Annotated in this window: 19 protein-coding genes; 3 read left to right on the top strand and 16 right to left on the bottom strand. The window is 72.2% G+C overall.

All coding sequences use genetic code 11. The annotated features are described in order from the left end of the window. Nucleotides 1–12 precede the first annotated feature (12 nt). On the bottom strand, nt 13–2172 hold the full coding sequence (locus ACIP5M_RS21260; protein ID WP_401199224.1) for a RecQ family ATP-dependent DNA helicase: 2160 nt from the start codon (nt 2170–2172) through the stop codon (nt 13–15). A gap of 373 nt (nt 2173–2545) precedes the next feature. On the opposite strand from ACIP5M_RS21260, the gene ACIP5M_RS21255 reads away from it, so the two are divergent. Then, on the top strand, nt 2546–3175 hold the full coding sequence (locus ACIP5M_RS21255) for a hypothetical protein (protein WP_401199222.1): 630 nt from the start codon (nt 2546–2548) through the stop codon (nt 3173–3175). Between the two features lie 213 nt (nt 3176–3388). Here the strand turns inward: ACIP5M_RS21255 and ACIP5M_RS21250 are convergent, their stop codons facing one another. From ACIP5M_RS21250 to ACIP5M_RS21240, 3 genes are all read right to left on the bottom strand, one after another. Continuing rightward, nucleotides 3389–4078: a hypothetical protein gene (locus ACIP5M_RS21250; protein ID WP_401199220.1), complete on the bottom strand. Its 690-nt coding sequence runs from the start codon at nt 4076–4078 to the stop codon at nt 3389–3391. A gap of 8 nt (nt 4079–4086) precedes the next feature. Continuing rightward, entirely contained in the window at nt 4087–4797 is a 711-nt protein-coding gene (locus tag ACIP5M_RS21245; protein WP_401199218.1) for a ribonuclease HII, read from the bottom strand. Nucleotides 4798–4866: 69 nt separating this feature from the next. Beyond that, nucleotides 4867–5469 (bottom strand): TetR/AcrR family transcriptional regulator, encoded by a 603-nt coding sequence (locus tag ACIP5M_RS21240; RefSeq protein ID WP_401199216.1) that lies wholly within the window; start codon nt 5467–5469, stop codon nt 4867–4869. Between the two features lie 142 nt (nt 5470–5611). On the opposite strand from ACIP5M_RS21240, the gene ACIP5M_RS21235 reads away from it, so the two are divergent. Further along, nucleotides 5612–7165 (top strand): MFS transporter, encoded by a 1554-nt coding sequence (locus ACIP5M_RS21235; protein WP_401199214.1) that lies wholly within the window; start codon nt 5612–5614, stop codon nt 7163–7165. 71 nt (nt 7166–7236) lie between these two features. Here the strand turns inward: ACIP5M_RS21235 and ACIP5M_RS21230 are convergent, their stop codons facing one another. From ACIP5M_RS21230 to nrdR, 8 genes are all read right to left on the bottom strand, one after another. After that, nucleotides 7237–8958 (bottom strand): DUF4153 domain-containing protein, encoded by a 1722-nt coding sequence (locus tag ACIP5M_RS21230; RefSeq protein ID WP_401199212.1) that lies wholly within the window; start codon nt 8956–8958, stop codon nt 7237–7239. A 174-nt stretch (nt 8959–9132) separates the two neighbouring features. Further along, nucleotides 9133–10047 carry an ADP-ribosylglycohydrolase family protein gene (locus tag ACIP5M_RS21225; RefSeq protein WP_401199211.1) on the bottom strand — a complete coding sequence of 305 codons (915 nt, stop codon included), beginning with the start codon at nt 10045–10047 and terminating at the stop codon, nt 9133–9135. Nucleotides 10048–10106: 59 nt separating this feature from the next. Beyond that, entirely contained in the window at nt 10107–10766 is a 660-nt protein-coding gene (locus ACIP5M_RS21220; RefSeq protein ID WP_401199209.1) for a histidine phosphatase family protein, read from the bottom strand. A 73-nt stretch (nt 10767–10839) separates the two neighbouring features. Continuing rightward, entirely contained in the window at nt 10840–11445 is a 606-nt protein-coding gene (locus ACIP5M_RS21215; protein ID WP_401199207.1) for a YdbC family protein, read from the bottom strand. A 136-nt stretch (nt 11446–11581) separates the two neighbouring features. Further along, nucleotides 11582–12328 (bottom strand): DUF2071 domain-containing protein, encoded by a 747-nt coding sequence (locus ACIP5M_RS21210; RefSeq protein ID WP_401199205.1) that lies wholly within the window; start codon nt 12326–12328, stop codon nt 11582–11584. After that, complete coding sequence (locus ACIP5M_RS21205; RefSeq protein ID WP_401199203.1) at nt 12325–12666, bottom strand: metalloregulator ArsR/SmtB family transcription factor; 342 nt, start codon at nt 12664–12666, stop codon at nt 12325–12327. The genes ACIP5M_RS21210 and ACIP5M_RS21205 overlap by 4 nt, the downstream gene beginning before the upstream one ends. A 134-nt stretch (nt 12667–12800) precedes the next feature. Further along, on the bottom strand, nt 12801–15689 hold the full coding sequence (locus ACIP5M_RS21200; protein ID WP_401199201.1) for a vitamin B12-dependent ribonucleotide reductase: 2889 nt from the start codon (nt 15687–15689) through the stop codon (nt 12801–12803). Between the two features lie 138 nt (nt 15690–15827). Further along, nucleotides 15828–16340 carry a transcriptional regulator NrdR gene (nrdR, locus tag ACIP5M_RS21195; protein ID WP_401199199.1) on the bottom strand — a complete coding sequence of 171 codons (513 nt, stop codon included), beginning with the start codon at nt 16338–16340 and terminating at the stop codon, nt 15828–15830. A 468-nt stretch (nt 16341–16808) separates the two neighbouring features. Here nrdR and lexA point away from each other — a divergent pair, with 468 nt between their 5' ends. Next, nucleotides 16809–17600: a transcriptional repressor LexA gene (lexA, locus tag ACIP5M_RS21190; protein WP_401199197.1), complete on the top strand. Its 792-nt coding sequence runs from the start codon at nt 16809–16811 to the stop codon at nt 17598–17600. Nucleotides 17601–17769: 169 nt separating this feature from the next. On the opposite strand, the gene ACIP5M_RS21185 is transcribed toward lexA, so the two are convergent. From ACIP5M_RS21185 to ACIP5M_RS21170, 4 genes are all read right to left on the bottom strand, one after another. Next, nucleotides 17770–19740 (bottom strand): ATP-dependent DNA helicase, encoded by a 1971-nt coding sequence (locus ACIP5M_RS21185; protein WP_401199195.1) that lies wholly within the window; start codon nt 19738–19740, stop codon nt 17770–17772. 52 nt (nt 19741–19792) lie between these two features. Then, nucleotides 19793–21649 (bottom strand): IucA/IucC family protein, encoded by a 1857-nt coding sequence (locus ACIP5M_RS21180; RefSeq protein ID WP_401199193.1) that lies wholly within the window; start codon nt 21647–21649, stop codon nt 19793–19795. Between the two features lie 116 nt (nt 21650–21765). Further along, a complete protein-coding gene (locus ACIP5M_RS21175; RefSeq protein ID WP_401199191.1) occupies nt 21766–22464 on the bottom strand; it encodes a GNAT family N-acetyltransferase in 699 nt (232 codons plus the stop codon). Nucleotides 22465–22495: 31 nt separating this feature from the next. Then, complete coding sequence (locus ACIP5M_RS21170) at nt 22496–24517, bottom strand: IucA/IucC family protein (protein ID WP_401199469.1); 2022 nt, start codon at nt 24515–24517, stop codon at nt 22496–22498. Nucleotides 24518–24887 lie beyond the last annotated feature (370 nt).

The following is a 24887-nucleotide window of genomic DNA, read 5'->3' as shown; positions in this document are numbered from 1 at the left end:
CGGCCGGCGTGCTCAGCCCGCCGCTGCCAGGACCAGGGGCAGAACCCGGTCGCTGCCCGCCCGGCGGAGCAGCCGGGCGGCGACCGCCAGGGTCCAGCCGGAGTCGGTGTAGTCGTCCACGAGCAGGACGGGGCCGGGAGAGCGCCGAAGGGCATCGGCCAGGTCCTCGGAGACGGTGAAGGCGCCGGACAGTGACCGCAGGCGTTGGGCGGAATTGCTGCGCCGCGCCGCATGCGGGCCGTCCGGCCCGGTGTACTCCAGGGTGCCCAGGAAGGGGATGCGGCCGATGGTCGCGATCCCCTGCGCGAGGGAGCCGACCAGGTGCGGACGGCCAAGCGACGGCACGGCGACGACTCCCACCGGCCGGGCGGAGGCCTCCGGCACGTTCGGCGCCCAGCCGCCCGGTGAGCGCGCCCAGTCGGCGAGAACGGCCACCGCGGCCCGCAGGACGTCGTCGGGGACCGGGCCGTCGGGCGCGTTCTCCGCCAGGAGGGGGCGCAGCCGGTTGCCCCATCCGATGTCCGAGAGCCTGCCCAGGGCGCGGCCGGTGGAGCACTGCTCGCCGGCGGGGATGCGGCCCTTGAGGTCGATGCCGAGGGCGGGCATGCCGGTCGGCCACATCCGGCGCGGCTCGACTTCCACACCCGGACGGTCCAGTTCCTTCGCGGCGCCCGTCAGCGCCTCGGCCGAAACGGAGGAGTCGATCCACACGCCGGCGCAGTTGTCGCACCGGCCGCAGGGGACCGCTCCCTCGTCGTCGAGCCTCCGGCGCAGGAACTCCATGCGGCACTGGGAGGTGCTCACGTAGTCGCGCATGGCCTGCTGCTCGGCGGCCCGCTGCCGGGCCACCCAGGCGTAGCGTTCCGTGTCGTACACCCAGGGCTGTCCGGTGCTCTCCCAGCCCCCCTTCACCCGCTTGACCGCCCCGTCCACGTCGAGGACCTTGAGCATCGTCTCCAGCCGGGTGCGGCGGAGGTCCACCGCTGCCTCCAGGGCGGGCACGGACAGCGGCCGTCCCGCATCGGCGAGGGCGGAGAGGGTCTGGCGGACCTGCGCCTCGGGCGGGAAGGCGGTGTCGGCGAAGTAGCGCCAGATGGCCTCGTCCTCCTTGCCCGGCAGCAGCAGCACGTCGGCGTGTTCCACGCCGCGGCCGGCCCGGCCCACCTGCTGGTAGTAGGCGATCGGGGAGGACGGCGAACCGAGGTGCACCACGAAGCCCAGGTCCGGCTTGTCGAAGCCCATGCCGAGCGCGGAGGTCGCCACGAGGGCCTTGACCCGGTTCGCCTGCAGATCGGTCTCGGCCTGCAGCCGGTCCGCGTTTTCCGTGCGCCCCGTGTACGAGGCCACCGTGAAGCCGCGCTGCCGCAGGAAGGCGGTGGCCTCCTCGGCCGCGGCCACCGTCAGCGTGTAGATGATCCCGGAACCGGGCAACTCGTCCAGGTGCTCGGCGAGCCAGGCCAGCCGGTGCGCCGCGTCGGGCAGCCGGACGACTCCGAGCCGCAGGCTCTCCCGTTCCAGCGGGCCGCGCAGCACCAGGGCCTCGTCGGCGCCGGTGCCCAGCTGATCGGCCACGTCGGCCGTGACCCGCGCGTTGGCCGTCGCGGTCGTGGCCAGTACCGGCACCCCGGGGGCGAGGTCGCCGAGCATCGCGCGCAGCCGGCGGTAGTCGGGGCGGAAGTCGTGGCCCCAGTCGGAGATGCAGTGGGCCTCGTCGACCACGAGCAGTCCGGTCGTGGCCGCGAGCTCGGGCAGCACCTGCTCGCGGAAGTCCACGGAATTGAGGCGCTCCGGACTGACGAGGAGGACGTCGGTTTCCCCGCGCTCGACCTCCTTGTAGATGGCGTCCCATTCCTCCGGGTTGGCCGAGTTGATCGTCCGCGCCCGGATCCCGGCCCGCTCCGCCGCCTCGACCTGGTTGCGCATCAGAGCGAGCAGCGGCGAGACGATCACGGTGGGGCCGGAGCCGCGGCGGCGCAGCAGGGCGGTGGCCACGAAGTACACGGCCGACTTCCCCCAGCCGGTGCGCTGCACCACCAGCGCGCGCCGGCGTTCCTCCACCAGAGCCGCCACCGCCTGCCACTGGTCCTCCCGCAGCCGCGCCGAACCCCCCGCGGCGCCCACGAGCTCGGCGAGGACTGCATCGGCTTCTGCGCGGAGCTCCAGGTTGTCCATGCCTCCATGCAACCCGATGCACCGGGCAATCGCCCAATTCACCCAGCGTGACGGACCTCCTTCACAAGGTGTTCGCGCCGGAGGCCGGCCGATCGCGGCGGCCGGCTGTCGGCAGGCGCGACGAGACCGTCCGCGCCCGTGCCGGCGCCCCAGCAGAAGCGGAATGCGTCATCTCCGGCGTGGCGGGGCAAGGATATGAACGGCATACCGGCGAATTCCGGTCGGCGGCTTCAATTGCTCGTTGCCGCATGCTCGGACGCCACGCGAGAATCGGAGTGCTCCCGCTCGGCTCCCCGGCACTCCCCTGGGCCGCGCTGCGGCGCGCCCAACTCCAGCCGTGCCCGCTCGCGGGCGTGTACCCGAAGGGAGGACCGTGACCTTCGGATTCGCCCCGCCTTCCACCACGTCCCTGACAACGGCCGTCGGCGGCGCCAGCCGGCACGGCCGACTGCTGGAACCCGCCGCGTGGACGGCGGCGGGCATTCCGCTGCTGCGCAACCCGCGCGAGGTCGTCAGCGGACTGCACTCGCGGCACAGCCCGGTGCCGTCGACCGCGGTCATCGCCGTCCTCGGTCCGGAGGAACAGCTCGTCGCGAGCGCCTCGTTCGTGCAGCGGTCCGTCTCGGCCGACGGCTGGGAGTACCGCAACGCCCTGCTGTCCCGGCTCCGCCGGGTCCTGCCGCACGACCTGCGGCGCAGGACCCCGGTCCGCACCGCGGTACTGCTCTACTGCCGCGAGGGCGACGAGCGGTGGACCGAGGAGGACGGCGCGTGGATGTGGGGTCTGCGCGACGCCTGCACCCTGCACGGCCTGCGCTGCGGCGCCTACATCACCCTGACCCGCGGCGGCTGGCAGGTGCTGGGCGAAGGCAGGGGCGGCCGGCGGCCCAGTTCGGAATCGCGGCCCCAACGACTCGGCGACACGGTGGCCGAGTTCGCTCCGCTCGCGCTGCACACCGGCGGCGGGGCGGCCGAGGCCCTGCGCCGGACCGCCGCGCGCTGACCCTCGTACGACTGCACGTTGGTCCTGGTACGGCCGCACGCCGACCCTCGTACGGCCCTGCTCTGGCCCTCGTCCTGCTCTGGCCCTCGTAAGGCCGCGGGCAGGCCTCACGGCCGTACACCCCGGAACGGCGTACGGCGGATCAGCCCCCGGGCTTCAGCGGGGCCGGCCCGAGGCCCGCCCCGCCCCTCGCCCGTGCGGGGGTACGGGGCGTCAGACGCCCGCACCCAGCACGGAGTTGATCTGCTTCGGGTCGCCGCACACGATCAGCAGCGCACCGGCCCGCGCGAGCGCGACCGGCAGGGCGCCTGCGACGGACTCGACCGGTCCGCCGTTGACCGCGAAGACCACGACCGGGCGGCCGGCGGCGCGCTGGACCTGCGCCGCGTCCGCGTAGAAGACGTCGTCCCCGGCGTCGTGCAGGGCCCAGTAGGCGGCCTCGCCGAAGGACAGCTCGTGCGCGGCCCACGGGTGCGGGTCGCCACTGGTGAGAACCAGGATGTCGCCGGGCGCGCGCCCGGTGTCGAGCAGCAGGTCGACGGCCTCTTCGGCCGCGTCCAGGGCGCCCTCGGCGGAGGCCGGGATCAGCTGGATCTGCGGCACGGCCGCCGACACGGACGGTGCGGTGGGGGCTGCCGGGGCAGCGGGAACGGGTCCGGGGGTGGCCTGCGGCGCACGCTGTGCGGGCGCGGGCCGGACAGGACCGGGGCGCCCGGGCCGCGGTACGGCTACGGGACGCGGACCAGGTACGGGGCGGGGGGTCTGCGCGGTGCGGCTCGCGGCCGGCGTGACGCGGGGACCCTGGGCACTCTCGTGAATCTGAGGCTCCTCGATGGCGGGGGTGAGAGGCGTGACGTGATGTCTATCAAACACCGGTACGAAACGTACCGGTCGGTGGCACATGGGTGCGATCAGAAATCGAAGCCGAGTTGGCCTCCGTTTTCCAGCTCCAATGCCTCCTCGCTGCGGCGCACCTTCTTCAGATGGCGCCACCGGGGCAGCGCGTCGAGGTACGCCCACGAGAGCCGGTGGTAGGGGGTGGGCCCCAGCACCTCCAGCGCCGCCCGGTGTACGGGCGAGGGGTATCCGGCGTTGGCACCGAAGGCGAAGTCCTCGATCCCGCCGCCCTGTTCACCGAGCACGGCCATCATGCGGTCGCGCCGGACCTTGGCGATGACCGAAGCCGCGGCAACGGCCACGCACGACTGATCGCCCTTGATCACCGTACGGACCCGCCAGGGCGAGCCGAGGTAGTCGTGCTTGCCGTCGAGGATCACCGCATCGGGGCGGACCGGCAGGCCGCCCAGGGCGCGCTCCGCCGCGAGGCGCAGTGCGGCGGTCATCCCCAGCTCGTCGATCTCCTCCGGGGAGGCGTGCCCGAGGGCGTACGCGGTGACCCAGTCCTCCAGGACGCCGACGAGAGCGTCGCGCCGCTTGGGAGTGAGCAGTTTGGAGTCGGTGAGCCCGGCGGGCGGCCGGCGCAGACCGGTGATCGCCGCGCACACGGTGACGGGACCGGCCCAGGCCCCTCGTCCGACCTCGTCGACCCCGGCGATGACCTTGGCGCCGGTGGTTGCACGGAGGGAGCGTTCGACGGCGTGGGTGGGTGCTTCGTACGGCATGGCGCCAGCAAGGTTACGCCGCCCCGCGCCGCCTGCACACCCCGCCCCGGGTAGACCGGCGGCCGCGTCTCACCCCCTGAGCAGCGGGACCATCACCTCGTCGATCAGCTCTCCGATGTCCGGATCCGTCCATTCGCTCCCGCACACCTTCGCGCGGTACATGAGCATCGCGGGAATGACATCCACGACAAACGGACCAGTAGCGTCCGCTCGCACGTCGCCCCGCACGATTCCCCGCCGCACAAGCTCCCTGATCAGCCGCTGCGCCGGCTCGTGCAGGCCGGACCAGATGACCCCCTGGAAGCGGTCGGCATGCTCGTGGTCACATTCGTGAAGGACGGACCGCAGGGCCTGCCCGGCGCGCGAGTGCATGACGTCCCGCATCCGCACGCACAGCAGGTACAGGTCCTCGCGGATCGATCCGCGGTCCGGGATCTCCCCGATCTCGGGCAGGCGGGTGCGCAGCGCATCGGCCACCAGGTCCGCCTTCGAGGGCCAGCGCCGGTAGAGCGCGGCCTTGCCGGTCTGGGCGCCGGCCGCTACGCGCTCCATGGTGAGCGCGTTCCAGCCGACCGTGCCCAGCTGCTCCAACGCGGCGTCGAGAATCGCCCGTTCGAGTTCGGGACCCCGCCTGCGCCCCGGTGACGCCGCCGACCAGCGCGAACCCACCATGTCCCCATCCTCCGACCGATCCACACGGCCCCCGCGCTCGTTTTCAGCCTTAGTGAACGCTTGCGTTCCCTAAGGGCCCGCTCCTACCGTGGGACCCACAGTGAACGGATGCGTTCACTATTTCACTTTGGGGGGATCCTCAGTGACAAGCTCTCAACTCGCCACACCCCGGATACCGGGCGCGGCCCGCCGGGAGGGGCGCCCCGGAGTGGCGCTCACCGTCATCGCCGCCTGCCAGCTCATGGTCGTCCTGGACGCGACGATCGTGAACATCGCCCTGCCGCACATCCAGGACGCGCTCGACTTCTCCACCACCGACCTCTCCTGGGTGCTCAGCGCCTACACCCTCACCTTCGGCGGCCTGCTGCTCCTCGGCGGCCGCGCCGGCGACATCCTGGGCCGCCGCCGCGTGTTCATGGCCGGAATCCTGCTGTTCACGCTCGCCTCCCTCCTCGGAGGCTTCGCCCAGGAGCCCTGGCAGCTGCTCGCCGCACGCGCCCTACAGGGAGTCGGCGGCGCGATCGCCTCCCCGACCTCGCTCGCCCTGATCACCACGACCTTCGCCGAAGGCCCCGAACGCAACCGCGCCTTCGGGGTGTTCGCCGCCGTCTCCGCGGGCGGCGGCGCGATCGGCCTGCTCGCCGGCGGCATGCTGACCGAGTGGCTCGACTGGCGCTGGGTCCTCTTCGTCAACGTCCCGATCGGCGTGCTGATCGCGGTCCTCGCCCCGCTCTACATCACCGAGTCCGAACGCCACCCCGGCCGCTTCGACATCGCCGGAGCCCTCACCTCCACCGGCGGCATGGCCTCGCTCGTCTACGGGTTCATCCGCGCCTCCGAGGACGGCTGGCGCGACTCCCTGACCCTCGGCTCGTTCGCCGCCGCGGTCGTCCTGCTCGGGCTCTTCGTGGCCATCGAGTCCGGGGCCCGCGAACCGATCGTCCCGCTGCGGATGTTCGCCGACCGCAACCGCGCCGGCACCTACGTGATCATGCTCGGCCTGGCCGCCGCGATGTTCGGCATGTTCTTCTTCATCGTCCAGTTCGTGCAGAACGTGCTCGGCTTCTCGCCGATCCAGTCCGGACTCGGCTTCCTGCCCGTGACCGTCGCCATCGTCACGGCCGCCGGCCTCTCACAGCGCTTCCTGCCGCGTTTCGGGCCCAAGCCGTTCATGGTCACCGGCACCGCCCTCGTCGGCGCCGGCCTGACCTGGCTGGGCTTCATCCGGACCGACAGCTCGTACGCGTCCGGGGTGCTCGGGCCGATGCTCCTGTTCGGCTTCGGCATGGGCCTCAACTTCGTGACCCTCACGCTCACCGCCGTCTCCGGGGTGGCGACGAAGGAGGCGGGCGCGGCCTCGGGGCTGCTCAACGCCAGCCAGCAGGTCGGCGGTTCACTCGGCCTGTCCATCCTGGTGACGGTGTTCGGAACGGCGAGCCGGGAGGAGGCCGAACGGCAGGTCCCGGCCTTCATGGCGCAGGCCGATCCCAGCGCGCTGGCCGCCTTCAAGGAGAGCGGACGGCTGCCCGACCCCTGGGGCGACCTCGTGCTCACCCAGGGCATCTCGACCGCGTTCGCCGCCGCGGTGGCCATGGCGGGCCTCGCCCTGGCCACCGCGCTGCTGGTGATCCGGGTGCGCAAGAGCGACCTGGCTGCCCTCAACGGCGCCGCCGAGAAGGCCGGTCCGGTGGCCTGACCTCCGCCGCCCGTACGGGGGCCCGGGCTCGGGAGCACCTCCCGAGCCCGGGCCCCCGTAAGGCGGTTCCGTCAGAGCTCGCTGCGGTCGGCGAAGACGCCCAGGCGGGAGCAGACCTCGTACGGGGCCGTCACCGGACGCTCGCGCAGGATCTGCCGGGCCCGGTACTCGCCCAGGCTCATCGCGTACCAGGGGACCTCGCCGGCCCTGGACATCTCGTCGTTGATCCCGCGCAGGGCGCAGGACCTGCGGGGCTCGGGCAGCTTGTCCAGGGCGGGAACGGCGTCCGCCGACAGGGACTGGAAGTAGGCCAGGTCGATCTTGCCGTCCGCCTCGAACCGCGCCACGTTCCGCTCGGCGATCATGCCGTCCGGGGACAGCAGGCCGAAGGCCAGGACCGCTGCCGCCGCACTGCCGGCGACCGCGCGCGGCAGCCAGCGGGCTCCGAAGACCCCGGCCGCCATGATCAGTACGATGACCAGCCCGAGCCACATTTCCATGGCGGTCACCGACAAGCGCAGCCTGGTCAGCCCGTACGCGTCCACGTAGAAGTCCATCCGGCGCAGCGCGGAGGCGACGACGACCAGCGTCAGCGCGCACAGCACCCCGAGCACGACGCGGACGAAGCGGCGGTCGCCGGCGCCGGAGCGCGGGGCCCAGCGCAGGGCGAGCGCGATCACGGCCAGGGTGAGCAGGGTGGCCCAGAGCAGCTGCCAGAAGCCCTGCCTGGCGTACTCGGCGTGACTGAGACCGGTGCTGGCCAGGACCTTGTCGTAGCCGCCGAACAGGACCGCCAGCTGGACGGCGTTGAAGCCGGCGAAGAGCAGGTTGAGCACGACGAGCGGAAGCGCCCATTCGACGCGGGACCTGGCCTTGCCGGGGGCCACCTTGATCCGGTCCCAGCGCAGCGGGGCGGCGGCGGCGCGGGCGGCGGCCAGCGCGAGGAGGGTGCCGACGAGGAAGAGCAGGACCCGGACGGGGCCGTCCCCGACGGAGACGTCGGGGGTCAGGCCGCCCAGCAGATCGGCGAATGCGGCGTCGGCGGACGCGAACAGCGCCCCGAAGAGCACCAGGAGGCCCACGGCGACGGCGGCCGCCTTGGCCAGCGGGAGCCAGCGGTCCTTGCTCAGGCCCCCGCTGCGGGAGCGCAGTCCGCTCCAGCCCCAGCCGGCCCCGGACACGGCGGCTGCGAAGAAGCCGAGCGGGCTGAGCAGCACGCCGGGCCAGGTGCGGCTGCCGTGCAGGGCCAGCGCGCCGAGCAGGACGGCGGAGAGGAGCGCGAGGGTGGCGGGCCACGCGGAATCGCGCAGGGCGGGCACGGCCAGGAGGGCGAGGCAGCCGATCGCCCAGACCACGGTCCAGGGCCGGGCCCTGCGCCGGGCCGCGCGGGCGGCGACGTACGCGGCGACGGTGGCGGGTACGACGGCGAGAAGCAGGCCGAGGCCCAGGCCGTCGGCGAGGAGCAGGGCGGCCGCGAGCCCGGCCGCGAGCGCCGCGACGAGGGTGCCGGTCCGGATGGGGACGGCCTCGGCGGGCCGGACGAGCACGACCCAGGCGGCCGGCTGGGCGGCCTGGGCACGGGCGGTGGCGTAGCTGCGCTGCCGTTCCTGCCAGGCGGCGACGTCGGGAACGGGCCGCCCGCCGGCCGGCGCACCGGAGCCCGGGGCAGCGACATCTGCGGCGGCAGGCGCTCCGGGCCCCGACCCGGCAGCCTCCGCCCCGGCAGCCCCCGCCCCGGCTTCGGCCCCCGCTCCGGCCTCCGTACCGTCCACCCCGTCGGTGTGCTCTGACATCGGTTCCCTCCCCTGTCGGCCGCCCCCGGCGTTCCGGTGGAGGCGGCGAAGCGGACAGCGTAGGCCGATGCCAGCCGGTTTTGAACAGGATCAAAAGCCCTCTGTGGCAGGACCGTGACAATCGGAACGGGACCCTTCGCCCCGCCCCGCCACGGACGGCGCAGCCGGCAACCCCTAACGCGCCACCGACTCCGGCACCCAGGCCGGCAGCGGCTCGGTGCGCGCCAGCCACGCGGCCGGCAGCACCGCCTCGCCGCGCGCCCCGAGCACTCCGCCCACGATCGCGCAGGTGGTGTCGACGTCCCCGCCCACCTGCGCGGTGGTCCAGAACGCCCGCTCGAAGTCGTCCAGCGCCCGGGCCGCCGACCACAGCGCGAAGGGCACGGTGTCGTGGGCGCTCGTGCGCCGCCCGCAGCCCAGTACCGCCGCGACCGTGGTCGCGTCGCCGTAGTCCAGCATGTCCCGCGCCCGCCGCAGCCCGGCGCCCACCGCGCTGCGCGGCACCAGCGCGATCACCCCGTCCAGGAGGTCGGCGGCCTTCGGCGGGCCGTCCGCGCCCGCTGCGAGCGCGGCCGCGGCGGCGACGGCCATCGCCCCGCACACCGCTTCGCGGTGCTGGTGGGTGGTGTAGGCGGAGATCTCCGCCTGGTGCGTGGCCTGCTCGGGGTCGTCGGCGTACCAGGCGCCGAGCGGCGCGATCCGCATGGCGGCGCCGTTGCCCCACGAGCCCTGCCCGTTGAACAGTTCGGCGGCGAGCGTGCGCCAGTCCTCGCCCTCCCGGATCAGGCGCAGCATCCGGTTCACGGCGGGCCCGTAGCCCCGGTCGAAATCGTGGTGGTGGGCGAAGGAGCTCGCGAGGGCGTCCTGGTCGATGCGTCCGTGCTCGGCGAGCACGGCCACCACCGAGCAGGCCATCTCGGTGTCGTCGGTCCACTGCCAGGTCTCGGCGGCGGGCAGTTCGCGCCGCTTGAGCAGCGGGTAGTTCACGGGGACGAAGTACTGGGAGCCCAGGGCGTCCCCCAGTGCCAGCCCGCGCAGGCTGGCCAGGGCGCGTGCGTAGCGCCGTTCGGGAGTGGAGTCAGGGGTCATCGCGGGCCACTCTAGTCGTCCGGGTCTAGGGGAGCCCGGCCTGATCCGTAAGACACCCCCTAGCCGTCCAGGTCATAAGGCTCGGGTGTGGTCCACCGCTCAAACGGGCGGTCCATCCGGTACCGGCCGTCGGGGCCCAGCATGAGGACCCGGAATTCGCCGTTGCCCGGGTTGGACAGGGCCTCGAACTCGGCCACCGACCAGTGGAACCAGCGCATGCAGAACAGCCGCATGGTCAGCCCGTGCGTCACCAGCAGCACGTTCTGGGGGTGGTCGGCGGCCTCGAAACTGCGGTAGAGGCTCTCCAGGAAGGCCCCGACCCTGTCGTACACGTCCGCCCCCGACTCGCCCTGCGCGAACCGGTAGAAGAAGTGACCGTAGGCGTCCCGGTACGCCTTCTGCAGCCGTACGTCGTCCCGGTCCTGCCAGTTGCCCCAGTCCTGCTCGCGCAGCCTCGGCTCCTCGCGCATCCGCACCCGCGAGGGGTCCAGGCGCAGCTCCCGGAAGGTCTGGAGGGTCCGGCGGTAGGGGGAGACGTACGCGCTGATCGTTTCTTCACCGAAGAGCTCGCGCAACCGTACGCCGGTCGCCGCGGCCTGCTCGCGCCCCGTCGGCGTCAGCCGCAGGGCGTGGTCGGGCTCGCGCTCGTACACCGAATCGTCGGCATTGCCTTCCGATTCCCCGTGCCGGACAAGGACGATGCGTCGTGGTCGAACCATCCCACGACCCTATTCGGCCACCGCAGGGCCTGCGGACCGGGCACGCCGGTCGGGCCCAGCGATCGTCGTACGGTCATACCGTCCAGGAGGGTTCGAGGTCGACGACGTCACCGGTGAGGGCCTCGACGTCGGCCTGGAGCTGGGCGCGCAGGGAGAGGCGCTCGACCCGCTCCTGCCGGTACTTGCCGTGTTCGGCGGCCGCGTGCCACATCGACAGGACGAGGAACTCCCGGCCCGGGGCCTCTCCGAACAGGCCGCGGACCATGCCGGGCGAGCCCGCCATGGCCGGATTCCACACCTTCTCCTGCATGAGGGCGAAGTGCTCGACCCGGCCCTCCCGGACCCGGGTGTGCGCGACCCGGACCACGTCGGCGTCGGTGAAGCGCGGCTCGAAGCCGGTCTTCACGTCGAAGCGGTGGTCGAAGAGGGTCACCCGCAGATCGGTGTAGGTGCCGTTCTGGGCGGCGGCCAGCCGGTCGTGGGCGCGGGCCATGAAGGAGTCGTAGAAGGAACGGCTCTCCCAGAAGGTGAAGACATGCGCGACCCCCTGCCGGCCCCGGCTCCAGCCGCCGCCCTGCCCCCGGAATCCCGGCTCGCCCGGCAACCCCGCCCATTTGCGCTGTCCACGCTCGAACCCGCGTCGGTCCGTCACCGTGCAGCGAATCCACTTGACCAGCACGGCGCCATCGTACGGTCCCGGCGCGGCCCGGGTCAGTCCCCGGCGCGGCGGATCCGCACCGGTTCGGCCGCATCCCGCTCGCTCGGCCGAAACCCGAACTCCCGCTCGTCCGCGGCGAACTGCCGCTGGGGGCGGGTCACGCGGCCGGCGCGGCGCATTCCATACCGGAGGCGGGGTCCAGCGGATGCCATTCCACGGGTACGCCGCGCATCAGCAGGGCGCAGTCGAGGTGCGCCGTGCCGGGCGGGAAGCGCCCGGAATCCTCGAAGAAGGAGGACTCGGCGCGGACGACCTCCGTGGCCTCGACACGCCAGGCGTCGGTCCGCAGTTCCATCCCGTCGAGCCGGCCGGCGGCCCGCGCGGGCGAGTAGCCCCGCGCGCCCCGGCGGAAGAACTCGGAGGCCTCGGCGAGGTCGCCGAAGAGCCGGCTGCCGCGCAGTTCGCCGGCGACCCGGGCCACGACCCGTACGCGCGTGGAGGCGTCCTTCGTCTCGTACGCCACCCCGATCTCCTCCGGGCTCTCGCGTACGTCGAAGACCGCGGAGCCGTGCGCACCGGGGAACATCCGGCCGCCGGCAAGGACGTTGACGCGGGAGCCGCTGTCGCGGCGCGGGATCCAGACCCCGGTCTCGACCCCGTCCGGCCCGTCCCACTCGACGGAGATCCGGTGCGCGGCGTTCTCGCTGCGCATGCCGGTGCCGGCGGGCGCCCAGCGCGGCCGGGTGTCCCCGAGCCGGATCAGACAGATCCCCGCGACGGCCCAGCCGCCCGCGAGCTGCGGCCGCATTCCGGCCGGCAGCAGCCGCGCCGCCACCTCCGGCTCCACGCGGTAGTTCACGAGCAGCCTTCGCTCGATGACGCTCGCCATCTTCGGACTGATCATTGCCCGCTCTCCCCCGAATCGCCCTTGCGCCGCTGGTGCCGGAGCACGATCTGCTCCGGGCACACCATGCTGAGGAACCGGCCGACGCAGGCGGCCAGCCGCTCCTCCACGAGTGTGTAGAGGATCCGGTTGCCGTCGCGCCGCTCCCGTACGAGCCCCGCGGACTTCAGCACCCCGAGGTGCCGTGACACGGACGGGGCGCTGATGGGGAAGCGGCCGGCGATCTCCCCCGCCGCCATCTCGCCGCCGCGCAGATCCTCCAGAATCTGTCGCCGCGTGGGATCTGCGAGCGCGCGGAAGACGCCGGCCTCGTCGTCGGTCTCGATGCTCTCGGCCATACGACCTTTTTAGCACATGAGCTAATTAGCTAAATACACAGGGCGCCCCCGGCCTCCGCCGGGGAACGGCAAAGGGGAGGCCACCGAGGGTGGCCTCCCCTTCGGGTGAGGCGTCAGTGCCTCACCGCCGTTCGTCAGCTGCAGCCGCTGGTGGAGCCGCAGCCCTCGCAGATGTAGCAGGAGCCGGCGCGCTGCATCTTCGTACCGCAGGAGAAGCAGAGCGGGGCGTCAGCGGAGACGCCGAGCTGCATCTCGACCAGTTCGGCGTTGCTGTGCGCCGTCTTCGGGGCCGGGACCGAGGCGGCCGCGACCGGCTTCGGCTCGGAGGGAACCGCGGTCAGCGGGGCCGACTGGGCCAGCGACTCGGTGTCCAGCTCGTCCTCGAGGGGCTCGTAGGAGCCGGTCTCCAGGTGGCGCTGGCGCTCCTCGGCGGTGTGGATGCCGAGGGCCGAGCGGGTCTCGAAGGGCAGGAAGTCCAGCGCCAGGCGGCGGAAGATGTAGTCGACGATCGACTGCGCCATCCGCACGTCCGGGTCGTCCGTCATACCGGCCGGCTCGAAGCGCATGTTCGTGAACTTCGAGACGTACGTCTCCAGCGGGACGCCGTACTGCAGACCGACCGACACGGCGATCGAGAAGGCGTCCATCATGCCCGCCAGGGTCGAACCCTGCTTGGACATCTTCAGGAAGACCTCGCCGAGACCGTCGTCCGGGTAGGAGTTCGCCGTCATGTAGCCCTCGGCGCCACCGACCGTGAAGGAGGTGGTGATCCCCGGGCGGCCCTTGGGGAGGCGCTTGCGGACGGGGCGGTACTCGATGACCTTCTCGACGGCGGCGCGGATGGTGTCCTCCGCCTTGGCGGTGACCTCCTCCTTCTCCTCTTCCTTCTTCTTCGCGGAGAGGGGCTGGCCGACCTTGCAGTTGTCGCGGTAGATCGCGAGCGCCTTGACGCCCATCTTCCACGCCTCGAAGTAGATCTCCTCGATCTCCTCGACGGTCGCCGACTCCGGCATGTTGACCGTCTTCGAGATCGCGCCGGAGATCCAGGGCTGGATCGCGGCCATCATGCGGACGTGGCCCATCGCGGAGATGGAGCGCTCGCCCATGGCGCAGTCGAAGACCTCGTAGTGCTCGGTCTTCAGGCCCGGGGCGTCGACGACCACGCCGTGCTCGGCGATGTGGGCGACGATCGCCTCGATCTGCTCCTCCTGGTAACCCAGGCGGCGCAGGGCCTGCGGAACGGTGCCGTTGACGATCTGCATCGAGCCGCCGCCGACGAGCTTCTTGAACTTGACCAGGGCCAGGTCCGGCTCGACACCGGTGGTGTCGCAGGACATCGCGAGACCGATGGTGCCGGTCGGCGCGAGGACGGAGGCCTGGGAGTTGCGGAAGCCGTTCTTCTCGCCGAGGCGCAGGACGTCCTGCCAGGCCTCGGTGGCCGCGGCCCAGATCGAGTTGTCCAGGTCGTCGGTGCGCGGCGCGACGGCGTTGGCGTCGGCGTGCTGCTTCATGACGCGCTTGTGCGACTCGGCGTTGCGGGCGTAGCCGTCGTACGGGCCGACGATCGCGGCCAGCTCGGCGGAGCGCTTGTAGGCGGTACCGGTCATCAGCGAGGTGATCGAGGCGGCCAGGGTGCGGCCGCCGTCCGAGTCGTACGCGTGGCCGGTGGCCATCAGCAGGGCGCCGAGGTTGGCGTAGCCGATGCCCAGCTGGCGGAAGGCGCGGGTGTTCTCGCCGATCTTCTGCGTCGGGAAGTCCGCGAAGCAGATGGAGATGTCCATCGCGGTGATGACGAGCTCGACGACCTTGGCGAAACGCTCGGCGTCGAAGGACTGGTTGCCCTTGCCGTCGTCGTCGAGGAACTTCATCAGGTTCAGCGAGGCGAGGTTGCAGGAGGTGTTGTCCAGGTGCATGTACTCGCTGCACGGGTTCGACGCGGTGATGCGGCCGGACTCGGGGCAGGTGTGCCAGTTGTTGATCACACCGTCGTACTGGATGCCCGGGTCGGCGCAGGCCCACGCGGCCTCGGCCAGCTTGCGGAAGAGCGCCTTGGCGTCGACCTCCTCGATGACCTCGCCGGTCATGCGGGCACGCAGGCCGAACTTGGTGCCGTTCTCGACGGCCGTCATGAACTCGTCGTTCACGCGGACGGAGTTGTTGGCGTTCTGGTACTGGACGGACGTGATGTCGTCGCCGCCCAGGTCCATGTCGAAGCCCGCGTCGCGCAGGGCGCGGATCTTCTCCTCCTCCTTCACCTTGGTCTCGATGAAGGCCTCGACGTCCGGGTGGTCCACGTCCAGGACGACCATCTTGGCCGCGCGGCGGGTGGCACCGCCCGACTTGATCGTTCCTGCGGACGCGTCGGCGCCGCGCATGAAGGAGACCGGGCCGGAGGCGTTGCCGCCGGAGGAGAGGAGCTCCTTGGAGGAGCGGATGCGGGAGAGGTTCAGGCCGGCGCCGGAGCCGCCCTTGAAGATCATCCCCTCTTCCTTGTACCAGTCGAGGATCGACTCCATGGAGTCGTCGACGGCCAGGATGAAGCAGGCGGAGACCTGCTGCGGCTGCGGGGTGCCGACGTTGAACCACACCGGGGAGTTGAAGCTGAAGATCTGGTGCAGCAGGGCGTAGGTGAGCTCGTGCTCAAAGATCTCCGCGTCGGCGGGCGACGAGAAGTAGTCGAAGTCCTCGCCGGCCTTCGTGTACGTCTTCACGATCCGGTCGATGAGCTGCTTCAGACCGGTCTCGCGCTGCGGGGTGCCGACCGCACCGCGGAAGTACTTGCTGGTGACGATGTTGACGGCGTTCACCGACCAGAAGTCGGGGAACTCGACGCCACGCTGCTCGAAGTTGACCGAGCCGTCGCGCCAGTTGGTCATGACGACGTCACGGCGCTCCCAGCTCACCTCGTCGTAGGGGTGCACGCCGGGGGTGGTGTGGATGCGCTCGATCCGCAGGCCGCCCTTGGCGGCCTTGGTCCCCTTGGCGCGGGAACCACGTGCCGAGCTGCTCGCCGTCTCTGTCATGCCAGGCCTCCCATATGCGGGCAAAAACGCCCTAAAGTGCCAGCGTTATTCCGCGGCACGGTGCTGTGTCTCTGTATCTACGTCTTCTTCGCCGGGCCGACCGGCCGCTCCGAACGCCGTGCGGAGCGGGCCGTCCGGTCAGTCGGCGGCGGAGGCGGGCACGGGGACCGAACCGGTCCCCCCGGGCCCGCACTCTTGGGGATGAGGCCGCCGCTCGCGCAGTTCCGCGATGGCGGTCTCGAAGTCTTCAAGGGTGTCGAAAGCTTTGTACACGGACGCGAAGCGCAGGTACGCGACCAGGTCGAGCTCCTGCAACGGGCCGAGTATGGCCAAACCCACGTCGTGGGTGGTCAGCTCGGCACTCCCGGTGGCGCGCACCGCCTCCTCGACCCGCTGGCCGAGCTTGGCGAGGGCGTCCTCGGTGACCGGCCGCCCCTGGCATGCCTTGCGCACGCCCGAGATGACCTTGGTACGGCTGAAGGGTTCGGTCACCCCACTGCGCTTGATCACCATCAGCGAGGCCGTCTCCACCGTCGTGAAGCGACGGGAGCAGTCGGGGCACTGACGGCGCCGGCGGATCGACGTGCCGTCGTCCGTGGTGCGGCTGTCGACGACGCGGCTGTCGGGGTGCCTGCAGAAGGGGCAGTGCATGGTTCCCTCACCCTCCCTCTTGGCACGACTGAATCACCCCACGGGGCACCGGAACGACAGAGACAGGCTCTGTCGGGGGCTCGTGAAGCAGGCCCCAGCATATGCGATCCCGGGAGCCTCGGCAGACCGGGGACCACAACTTCTGGGTGGCAGCGCTCATCCAACCACTAGATCTTGGGTTGCGGTGGATTTGCGCGGCTCTGCGTGTCGCGGCGTCCGATAGCCGGATGTGAGGCTCCGCGGTGCCACACTGGCCGGGGACCCGGCAGGTGGCGACCCGACCGGGAAGGGTACCGTAAGCAGCGGATGCCGAGCCGAACCCGCGTTCGGTCATCCGATCGCCCATACACCCCCTGCTGTGCCCACACAGGACGATCTGCGATTTTTCACTCGAACGTGTGTTTGGCGCAACCTTTCGAAAGCAACTACCGTTGTCCAGCTAGGGAGAACATTTCGAGAGGGGCCGACGTGACCACGACCGCAGACAGTGCCACCATCACTGCCCAGAACCGCTCCCAGAGCCGACTCGAGCCGGTGCATGCCATGAACGACGCAAACCTGAACCCGGAGGCGGAGCCGGTACGCCCCGCACGCTCGCTGCCAGGTCGACCTCCAGGCATCCGCGCCGACAGCTCGGGGCTCACGGACCGGCAGCGGAGGGTCATCGAGGTCATTCGCGATTCCGTGCAGCGGCGGGGTTACCCGCCGTCGATGCGCGAGATCGGCCAGGCGGTCGGCCTGTCCAGCACGTCCTCGGTCGCGCACCAGCTGATGGCGCTCGAGCGGAAGGGCTTCCTGCGGCGCGACCCGCACCGCCCCCGGGCCTACGAGGTGCGCGGCTCCGACCAGCCCAGCTCGCAGCCCACGGACACCACCGGCAAGCCCGCCGCCTCCTACGTTCCCCTCGTCGGCCGGATCGCGGCCGGCGGCCCGATCCTCGCCGAGGAGTCGGTCGAGGACGTGTTCCCGCTCCCCCGCCAGCTCGTCGGGGACGGCGAGCTCTTCGTCCTCAAGGTCGTCGGCGACTCGATGATCGAGGCCGCCATCTGCGACGGCGACTGGGTCACGGTCCGCCGTCAGCCCGTCGCGGAGAACGGCGACATCGTCGCCGCCATGCTCGAGGGCGAAGCCACCGTCAAGCGCTTCAAGCGGGAAGACGGCCACGTCTGGCTCCTCCCGCACAACGCCGCCTACCAGCCGATCCCCGGCGACGAGGCGACCATCCTCGGCAAGGTCGTCGCGGTCCTGCGCCGCGTCTGACCGTCCGGCGGGTCAGACCGTTCGACCCTGCCGCCACCATCCAGCCCTCGGGACCCACTGCGCCGGTCCCGGGGGCTGTATTTTGCGCCTAAACCGGCGCCGCTCTCGCGGATGTGGTTGCTCGCCGTTGGGGTTGCTCAATTAATGGTGCCGTTCGTACCCCCAAAAGCTAATTGCCGTCGGCCTTCGCGGAGGCGTCAATAGCGGCCAGGGAGCGGCGGGCCTGGTTGCGGTCCGTGGTGTACCAGAAGTCCGGCAGCGTTGCGCGCAGGAAGCTCCCGTACCGCGCCGTGGCCAGGCGGGGGTCCAGGACCGCGACGACGCCCCGGTCGCCCGTGGCGCGTACGAGACGGCCCGCGCCCTGGGCCATCAGCAGGGCCGCGTGCGTGGCCGCGACGGCCATGAAGCCGTTGCCCCCGTGCTCCTCGACCGACTTCTGCCGGGCGCTCATCAGCGGGTCGTCGGGACGCGGGAAGGGAATCCGGTCCATGACCACGAGCTGGCAGCTGGGGCCGGGAACGTCCACGCCCTGCCACAGCGACAGCGTCCCGAACAGGCAGGTCTTCGGATCGGCGGCGAACGCCTTGATCAGCTCGCCGAGCGTCTCCTCGCCCTGGAGCAGGATGGGGTTGTCGAGCCGGCCGCGCAGCTCCTCGGCGGCCGCCTTGGCGCCGCGCATGGAGGAGAAGAGCCCGAGGGTGCGGCCGCCGGCCGCCTCGATCAGCTCGGCGAGCTCGTCCATCATGTCGCCGCGGGTGCCCTCACGGCCGGGTGTGGCCAGGTGCTTGGCGACGTAGAGGATGCCCTGCTTCGGGTAGTCGAACGGGGAGCCGACGTCCAGGCCCTTCCAGGCAGGGGCGTCGTCCGCCTCCACTCCCTCGGGGGACAGGCCCAGGGAGGCCGCGACCCCGTTGAAGTCGCCGCCGAGCTTGAGGGTCGCCGAGGTCAGGACCACCGAGCGGTCCTCGAAGAGCTTCTCGCGCAGCAGGCCCGACACGGACAGGGGGGCGACCCGGAGCGTGGCGCCGAAGCGGTCGTGGCGCTCGTACCAGACGACGTCGTACTCGGAGAGGTTGGTGATCCGCTCCGCCACGCCGTGCACGCCCTCCACCGCGGCCAGGGCCTGCTTGCGGACCGCGTCCTCGTCGTGGACCGACTTGTCGCGGGTGGCACCGATCGCCGAGATCACGTTGCGCGCGGCGTCGCGCAGCGCCATCAGCGCGTAGCCGAGGTCCTCGGGGATCTGCTCGAGGCGACCCGGGAGCGCCAGCTCCATGACCCGCTCGAAGGACTCCGCAGCGGTCTGGAGCGAGTCCGCCGTCTTCTCGTCGACCAGCTTGGCCGCACGCTTCACGGCGCGGTTGACCTGCCCCGGGGTGAGCTCGCCGGTGGCGACCCCGGTGACGCGGGAGACCAGCTCGTGGGCCTCGTCCACGATCAGGACCTCGTGCTGCGGCAGCACCGGGGCGCCCTCGATGGCGTCGATGGCGAGCAGCGCGTGGTTGGTGACGACCACGTCCGCGAGTTTGGCCCGCTCACGGGCGGCCTCGGCGAAGCACTCGGCCCCGTACGCGCACTTCGTGGCGCCCAGGCACTCGCGGGAGGAGACGGAGATCTGCGACCAGGCCTTGTCCGAGACGCCCGGGGTGAGGTCGTCGCGGTCGCCGGTCTCCGTCTCGTCCGCCCAGTCGCGCAGACGCAGCAGGTCCTTGCCGAGCTTGCTGGTGGGAGTGGCCGCCTCGAACTGGTCGAAGAGGCCCTCCTCCTCGTCCTGCGGCGCGCCCTCGTGCAGCCGGTGCAGGCACAGGTAGTTGGAGCGGCCCTTGAGCATGGCGAACTGCGGGCGGCGGCGCAGCTGCGGATGCAGTGCCTCCACCGTCCGGGGGAGGTCGCGCTCGACGAGCTGGCGCTGGAGGGCCAGGGTCGCGGTGGCCACGACCACGCGCTCGCCGTGGGCGAGGGCCGGCACCAGGTAGCCGAGGGACTTGCCGGTGCCGGTACCGGCCTGGATGAGCCGGTGGGAGTTGTCGTCGATCGCTTCGGCGACGGCTTCGGCCATGGCCACCTGGCCGGGGCGCTCCGTGCCGCCGACGGCGGAGACGGCGGCGTGCAGCAGGTCGGGGAGGGAGGGCTTCGTCATAGCACTCCCAACCCTACGGGGCTCCACCGACAGTGACGGCACCGGCGAGGATTCATGGCCGGTACAAGGGGTTGGGCACGGTGCCGTGCAGCACGGCGTGCGGGCGGTCGGGCCGGTCGCGGTAGCCGTCCTCGTAGAGCCGGTTCCGGTTCAGGCACAGCCGCCCGATGCGCTCGCCGAGCAGGTCGAAGAGCTCGTAGCGGTCCTTGAGCTCGGGGAAGCGTGCCTGGTGGCGGAGGATCTCCGCGCGTACGAGGTTCCAGAACTCCTCCTCGGGGACGCCCAGGCGGTCCTCGCACAGGGCGGAGAGGTAGCGGAAGACGCCGACGAAGAGCCCGGAGTGGATGAACTGGGGCAGGAAGTCGGCGGGCTCGGAGAGCAGGACGGCGCGCACCGCCTCGGGGAGGGATTCCAGCTCGGGCAGCGCTTCGGCGCTGATGTTGATGTCGTCCACGAAGTCCTTGACCGCGAGCCGGACCGGCACCTCGTGCTCGTCGAAGATCACGATGGCGTTCTCGCCGTGCGGGGAGAAGACGGTGCCGTAGCGGTAGAGGAAGTGCAGGAGCGGGGGCAGGAGCGCCGCGAAGAGGCGCTGAAGCCAGACGGTGGGGGTCAGTCCGGACCGGGCGACGAGTTCGGCGGTGAAGGAGCGGCCGCGCGGGTCGGTGTGGAGGAGGGAGGCGAGCGTACGGGCGCGCTCGCCGGGTGCGAGGCGGCCGGTCAGGGGCTCGCGCCAGATCGCGCCGAGGAGCTCCTTGTACTGGTACGGGACCTCGGGGAGCTGGTCGTAGACGGGGTGGCGGATGGTGACGGAGGCGACCTCGCCGAGCAGGATGACCCGGCATTCGTCGCGCAGGAAGGGGTCGGAGTCGCGCAGGGAGTGGATCCAGGCGGTGACGGCGGGGGCGGCGAGGGCCAGGTCGCTGGGCAGGCCGCGCCACACCATGGTGTTGAAGACGGAGAGCGGCAGCTTGACGCTGTGCCGGTCGGGGCGGGTGAGGTTCAGGAACGTGCGGATGGACTGCTGCGGCAGGCGCACGTCGGGATCGGCGGGGAGCGGGACGAGGGCGCCCGAGGCGAGGGCCGGGGCGAAGAGGGGGAGGACGACCTCGTCCCACTGCCAGGGGTGGACCGGCAGGTAAAGGTAGCCGCGCGGGTCAAGGCCGCGGTCGCGCAGGGCCTGGTCGAAGGCGGCGCGGGTGACGGGATCGAGCTCGGCGGAGTAGAGGCGGGCGGGGTCCTCCAGGCCGGCGGTGCCGCGGTAGCTCGCGAGGGAGGTGTGGGCGGCGAGCCAGGGCAGCCGCTGGCGGGTACGGGCCTCGGGGGCCCAGGCCGTGGTGTCGGAGGCGGAGAGTCCGATGCGGCCCTTGTTGAGGACGAGCCAGGGGTGCCCGGTCTGGTGGCCTTCGAGGGCGGCGTAGTCGAGGTCGGCGAGGACATCGGCGGTGAGTGCGGTGTGTTCGATCCGGGCGTCGGCGGCGAGGGTGGCGCTGAGCTCGCGGACGAGGTGGCCGAGGGTGGGACCGTCGAGGCGCAGGAGGCCGCGGGAGCGGATGAGGAAGGCGTACGGGTCGCCGAAGGCCGTCGCTGGTTCCGTGGCGGGGGGCGGCGGGGTGAGGGTGATCGTGTCCGGGGCGACGTGCCAGCTGCCGTAGGCGCGGCGGCGGGCCCGGAAGCCGAGGCTGCTGCCGTCGTCGAGGGTCAGGGTCCACGCGTCGCCCGCGGCGGCCGGGGCGGGGACCGGTACGACGATCTCCTCGTAGGCGAACTCGGCAAGCATCTTGGCGAGCAGTCGGCGGGCGGCGAAGTCCCAGGTCGCACCGTTCAGTTCGGGCGGTGTGCAGGGGTGCTGGGGCGACGGGGGCACGGCGGGGTCTGCGGAGTCGGGGGCTGCGGCGAAATTCTGCACGGGACTCCTCGGAGATCGGGAACTTTGCTGCGTGACGCAGAGTTTTCGAAGGGAGAGGTGCGGATCGAAGAGGCGGACGGAGCGTCGGGGCCCGGCGGTCGGCTGTGGGGCGGCAATCAGAGGAGATTGCGCAGCGCCCGCTCCCGGATCATCAGGGCGGCGCGCTTCTCGGGAAGGTCGATTTCCGCGTGCCAGCGGAAACCGGAGCTGAGAAAGGCCGATACGGAGGGGGTGTTGCGGATGTCAGGTTCCGCGATGACGCGTGTGCAGCGGGGGCGGTTGTCGAGCACCAGGTCGGCGACGGCGCGCAGCAGGGTGGTGCCGAGGCCGCGGCCGCGGTTCGTGCCGTCTCCGATGAGCAGGTGGATACCCGTGTCGTGGGGGCGCGCCGAGTAGTGGCGGGAGAGCGGGTCGAGGTCGGCCCGGTAGATCTCCCAGTAGCTCACCGGGGTGCCGTCGAGGAGGCCGAGGCAGGGGATGCTGCGGCCGTCCCCGTCGAGCTGTGCCCGCAGATGGGCGGCCGTGACGGCGGCGGGGCCGGCGAGTTCCCAGTAGGCGGCCACCTCGGGGTCGTTCATCCAGCCGGTGAGGAGCTCCAGGTCGCGTCCCGGTCGTACGGGTTCGAGGCGGAAGGCTCCGGCGGCGGTGTCGGCGCTGCCCCAGTTGGCCGGGGAGTCGAGGAGGTCGGCCTCGGCGAGGAGCGGCAACAGCTGGGCGGTGAGTCGCAGTTCTGCGGTGTGGTGGAGGGCGTGGAGCGCGTCGGTGGCGTCGGTCGCGAAGCCGGCGGCGTCGGCGGGGGCGTCTGTGGTGGGCATGGGGGCTCTCCTCCGGGTCGGGGCCGGCACGTCAGTCGTGAAGGGGGTTGGCGATGGTGACGTAGACGGACTGGGTGTCGACGGGGCCGACGAGTTCGTCGAGGCCGCCCAGGCGGGTGAGCAGGTTGGCCTTGCAGCGCAGGGTGGGCGAGTCGAGCAGCTTCGCAGGGAGCGGGCCGAGGCCCGCGGCCTTGCCGAGGAAGCGGCGGAAGGCGGCGAGGAGGACGCGTTCGTCGGCGAGTCGCTGGGACCCGAAGGCGCCGATGAGACCGAGCACGTTGTTGATGCCGAGGTAGTAGGCGAAGCGTTCGTCGGTGACGGCGTCGGAGACGAAGGTGTCGCTGGCGCTGCCGATGCCGGGGAGCCGGTGCTCCAGTTCCGCGCGGCGGGATTCGCGGAAGTAGTAGCCCTGGTTGTCGCGGTACCGGCCGCCGATGGGCCAGCCGGCCGGGTCAAGGAGGACCAGGGTGTTCTGCTGGTGCGCTTCGAGGGCGATACCGGCGAGCGCGTCGAAGGCGAGGACCGGCAGGACCACGTGGTCGAGGTAGCGCAGGAACCACTCGGCGGCGACCGCTGAGGTGGTGTGCCCGGTGGCGGCGGCGAGAGCGGTGACGATCTCGGTGAGCCGGGAGCTCATGGTGGTCCGGCCGGGCCACGGGCGGGGTGCGGTGAGTGCGGCGACGCAGACGGCGTCGTCGCCCGAGCGGAAGGGGTTGTGGCGCAGCAGGACGTCGAGTCCGGGGACGGGGGTGCCGTCCGGGGACTCGACGGCGACCCAGGCGGGGTCGCGGACGATGTCGAAGCCGGGGTGGGCCGCCTGCCACTGCTCGGCGAGACCGGTACGGAGGAGCCGGTGCACTTCCACTCCGCGGCGGAGTTCCTTGCGCAGGTTCTCCCGGCGGGAGTTGGTGATGCGCAGGCCCAGGGAGAGCTTGAGCATCGCGGGTGCGCCCGGGCGGTGGACCGTGCGGACGGAGGAGGTGGGGTACCAGGGTGCGCCGTAGGGGCCCAGGTCGTGCAGGAGTCCCGCGTCGCGGAGGGCGGTGACGGCGGGGCGCTGGAGCAGGTCGCGGGCCTGCCACGGGTGAAGGGGAAGGGGGGTGGTGCCGTCGGGGATCGGGATCCCGGGGGCGAGCCGGCCCAGGAGGTGGGCGGCGGAGACGGGGCGGCCGCGCTCGGTCCAGGCGGAGTCGGTGGCGAGGACGGCTGGGTCGACGGCGAACCAGTGCAGGGGGAAGGAGCCGTGCAATTCGGGTGAGTAGAGGCGCGCCTCGGCCTCGGAGAGTCCCTCGCGGCTCTTCGGGTCGGGCTGGAGGGGGTGTCCGAGGAGGAGGGACTGCTCGGCGGTCAGAAAGCGGTCCACACCGATGCGGGCGGGAGCGGCCGGGCGTTGGCGGCGGTCGGCGATGAACTCGGCGGTGCGGCGGGCCGAGTCGGCGACCCGGGCGACCAGATCGGCGCTGCCCTGGCCGTTGGCGGGGGCCGTGCGGAGGCCCTCGCGGGCGAGCAGGGCGGCAAGGGTCACGGCGTCCACGGCCGGGGCGGTGGTGGGTGCTCCGGCCAGGCGGACGGGACCGAAGCGGTGCCAGCCGGCCAGGGACCAGTGGCGGACGGCGACGAGCAGGGCTGCGCCGGATGCGGGAAGGGAGATGCGCAGCAGGGTCCCGGCGGGCCCGTCGGGACGGCGGATACGGGCTTCGCGGACCCAGCACCGCAGCAGGTTCTCGACGGCCGCGGCGTCGGCGGCGACGGCCGCGTCGGGGTGGTCCAGGAGGTCGGGCAGCGCGTTCGGTCCGGGTACGGCGGACCCGCCCCGTGCCGACCGGGATCCGGGCGTGCCGTCCTTCTGCCGAGGCACCGTGGCGGCCGCCTCGGCCGCGGGGTCGACGGCCGGCTGCGCCTGCGCTGCCTCCGGTGCTCCGGGACGGGGCGCGGGGGCGGGGGCGGCTGAACCCCGGTCGTCCGGATCGTCCCAGGGCTCGCCGGCACCGGGCCCCGGGGCGGCCGCCTGCCCCGGTTCCGTCCCCCGAGGCAGGCCGGAGGGAACCGCCACCGTCCAGGCCGGCGGCACTGTGGGGGGTTCCTCCCCGCTACCGGCCGCGAAGGCGGCGGCCGGGCCGGCCTGCGGCTCCGCGTGTCCCGGCGCCGGGGAGCGGAACCCGTCGGCCGGTCTCCGCTCGGCGGGGCCGTCCTGCGCTCCGTCGGCCCCGGCCGCGGGAGCGGGTTCCGAAGCCGCGGCCGGGGGCGGCTGGGCCCCGGCCACGGCATGGGAGGGGACCACCGACCGACCTGCCGCGATGCCCGGCAGCGGCTGGGCGGCGGACGCGCTCCCCAGCCGGGTCCGCGTGCCCGACGGAGCAACCGGAGCGCCACCCGGGGCAGCCGGGCGGTGGCCTGCCGGAGTGTCGGGCAGCGGCTGGGGC

Source organism: Streptomyces sp. NPDC088762, assembly GCF_044750905.1.
In the GTDB taxonomy this organism is placed as follows: Bacteria; Actinomycetota; Actinomycetes; order Streptomycetales; family Streptomycetaceae; genus Streptomyces.
The sequence above is the reverse complement of the archived record's forward strand: the minus strand, read 5'-3'. Positions and strand labels throughout refer to the sequence as shown.

Bases quoted from the DNA above. Each gene is read 5' to 3' on its own strand.
- ACIP5M_RS21230 (WP_401199212.1), bottom strand. From the start codon at position 8,958: ATGTCAGAGCACACCGACGGGGTGGACGGTACGGAGGCCGGAGCGGGG.
- ACIP5M_RS21260 (WP_401199224.1), bottom strand. From the start codon at position 2,172: ATGGACAACCTGGAGCTCCGCGCAGAAGCCGATGCAGTCCTCGCCGAG.
- ACIP5M_RS21225 (WP_401199211.1), bottom strand. From the start codon at position 10,047: ATGACCCCTGACTCCACTCCCGAACGGCGCTACGCACGCGCCCTGGCC.
- ACIP5M_RS21200 (WP_401199201.1), bottom strand. From the start codon at position 15,689: ATGACAGAGACGGCGAGCAGCTCGGCACGTGGTTCCCGCGCCAAGGGG.
- ACIP5M_RS21245 (WP_401199218.1), bottom strand. From the start codon at position 4,797: ATGCCGTACGAAGCACCCACCCACGCCGTCGAACGCTCCCTCCGTGCA.
- ACIP5M_RS21210 (WP_401199205.1), bottom strand. From the start codon at position 12,328: ATGATCAGTCCGAAGATGGCGAGCGTCATCGAGCGAAGGCTGCTCGTG.
- ACIP5M_RS21175 (WP_401199191.1), bottom strand. From the start codon at position 22,464: ATGCCCACCACAGACGCCCCCGCCGACGCCGCCGGCTTCGCGACCGAC.
- ACIP5M_RS21205 (WP_401199203.1), bottom strand. From the start codon at position 12,666: ATGGCCGAGAGCATCGAGACCGACGACGAGGCCGGCGTCTTCCGCGCG.
- nrdR (WP_401199199.1), bottom strand. From the start codon at position 16,340: ATGCACTGCCCCTTCTGCAGGCACCCCGACAGCCGCGTCGTCGACAGC.
- ACIP5M_RS21250 (WP_401199220.1), bottom strand. From the start codon at position 4,078: ATGTGCCACCGACCGGTACGTTTCGTACCGGTGTTTGATAGACATCAC.
- ACIP5M_RS21220 (WP_401199209.1), bottom strand. From the start codon at position 10,766: ATGGTTCGACCACGACGCATCGTCCTTGTCCGGCACGGGGAATCGGAA.
- ACIP5M_RS21240 (WP_401199216.1), bottom strand. From the start codon at position 5,469: ATGGTGGGTTCGCGCTGGTCGGCGGCGTCACCGGGGCGCAGGCGGGGT.
- ACIP5M_RS21185 (WP_401199195.1), bottom strand. From the start codon at position 19,740: ATGACGAAGCCCTCCCTCCCCGACCTGCTGCACGCCGCCGTCTCCGCC.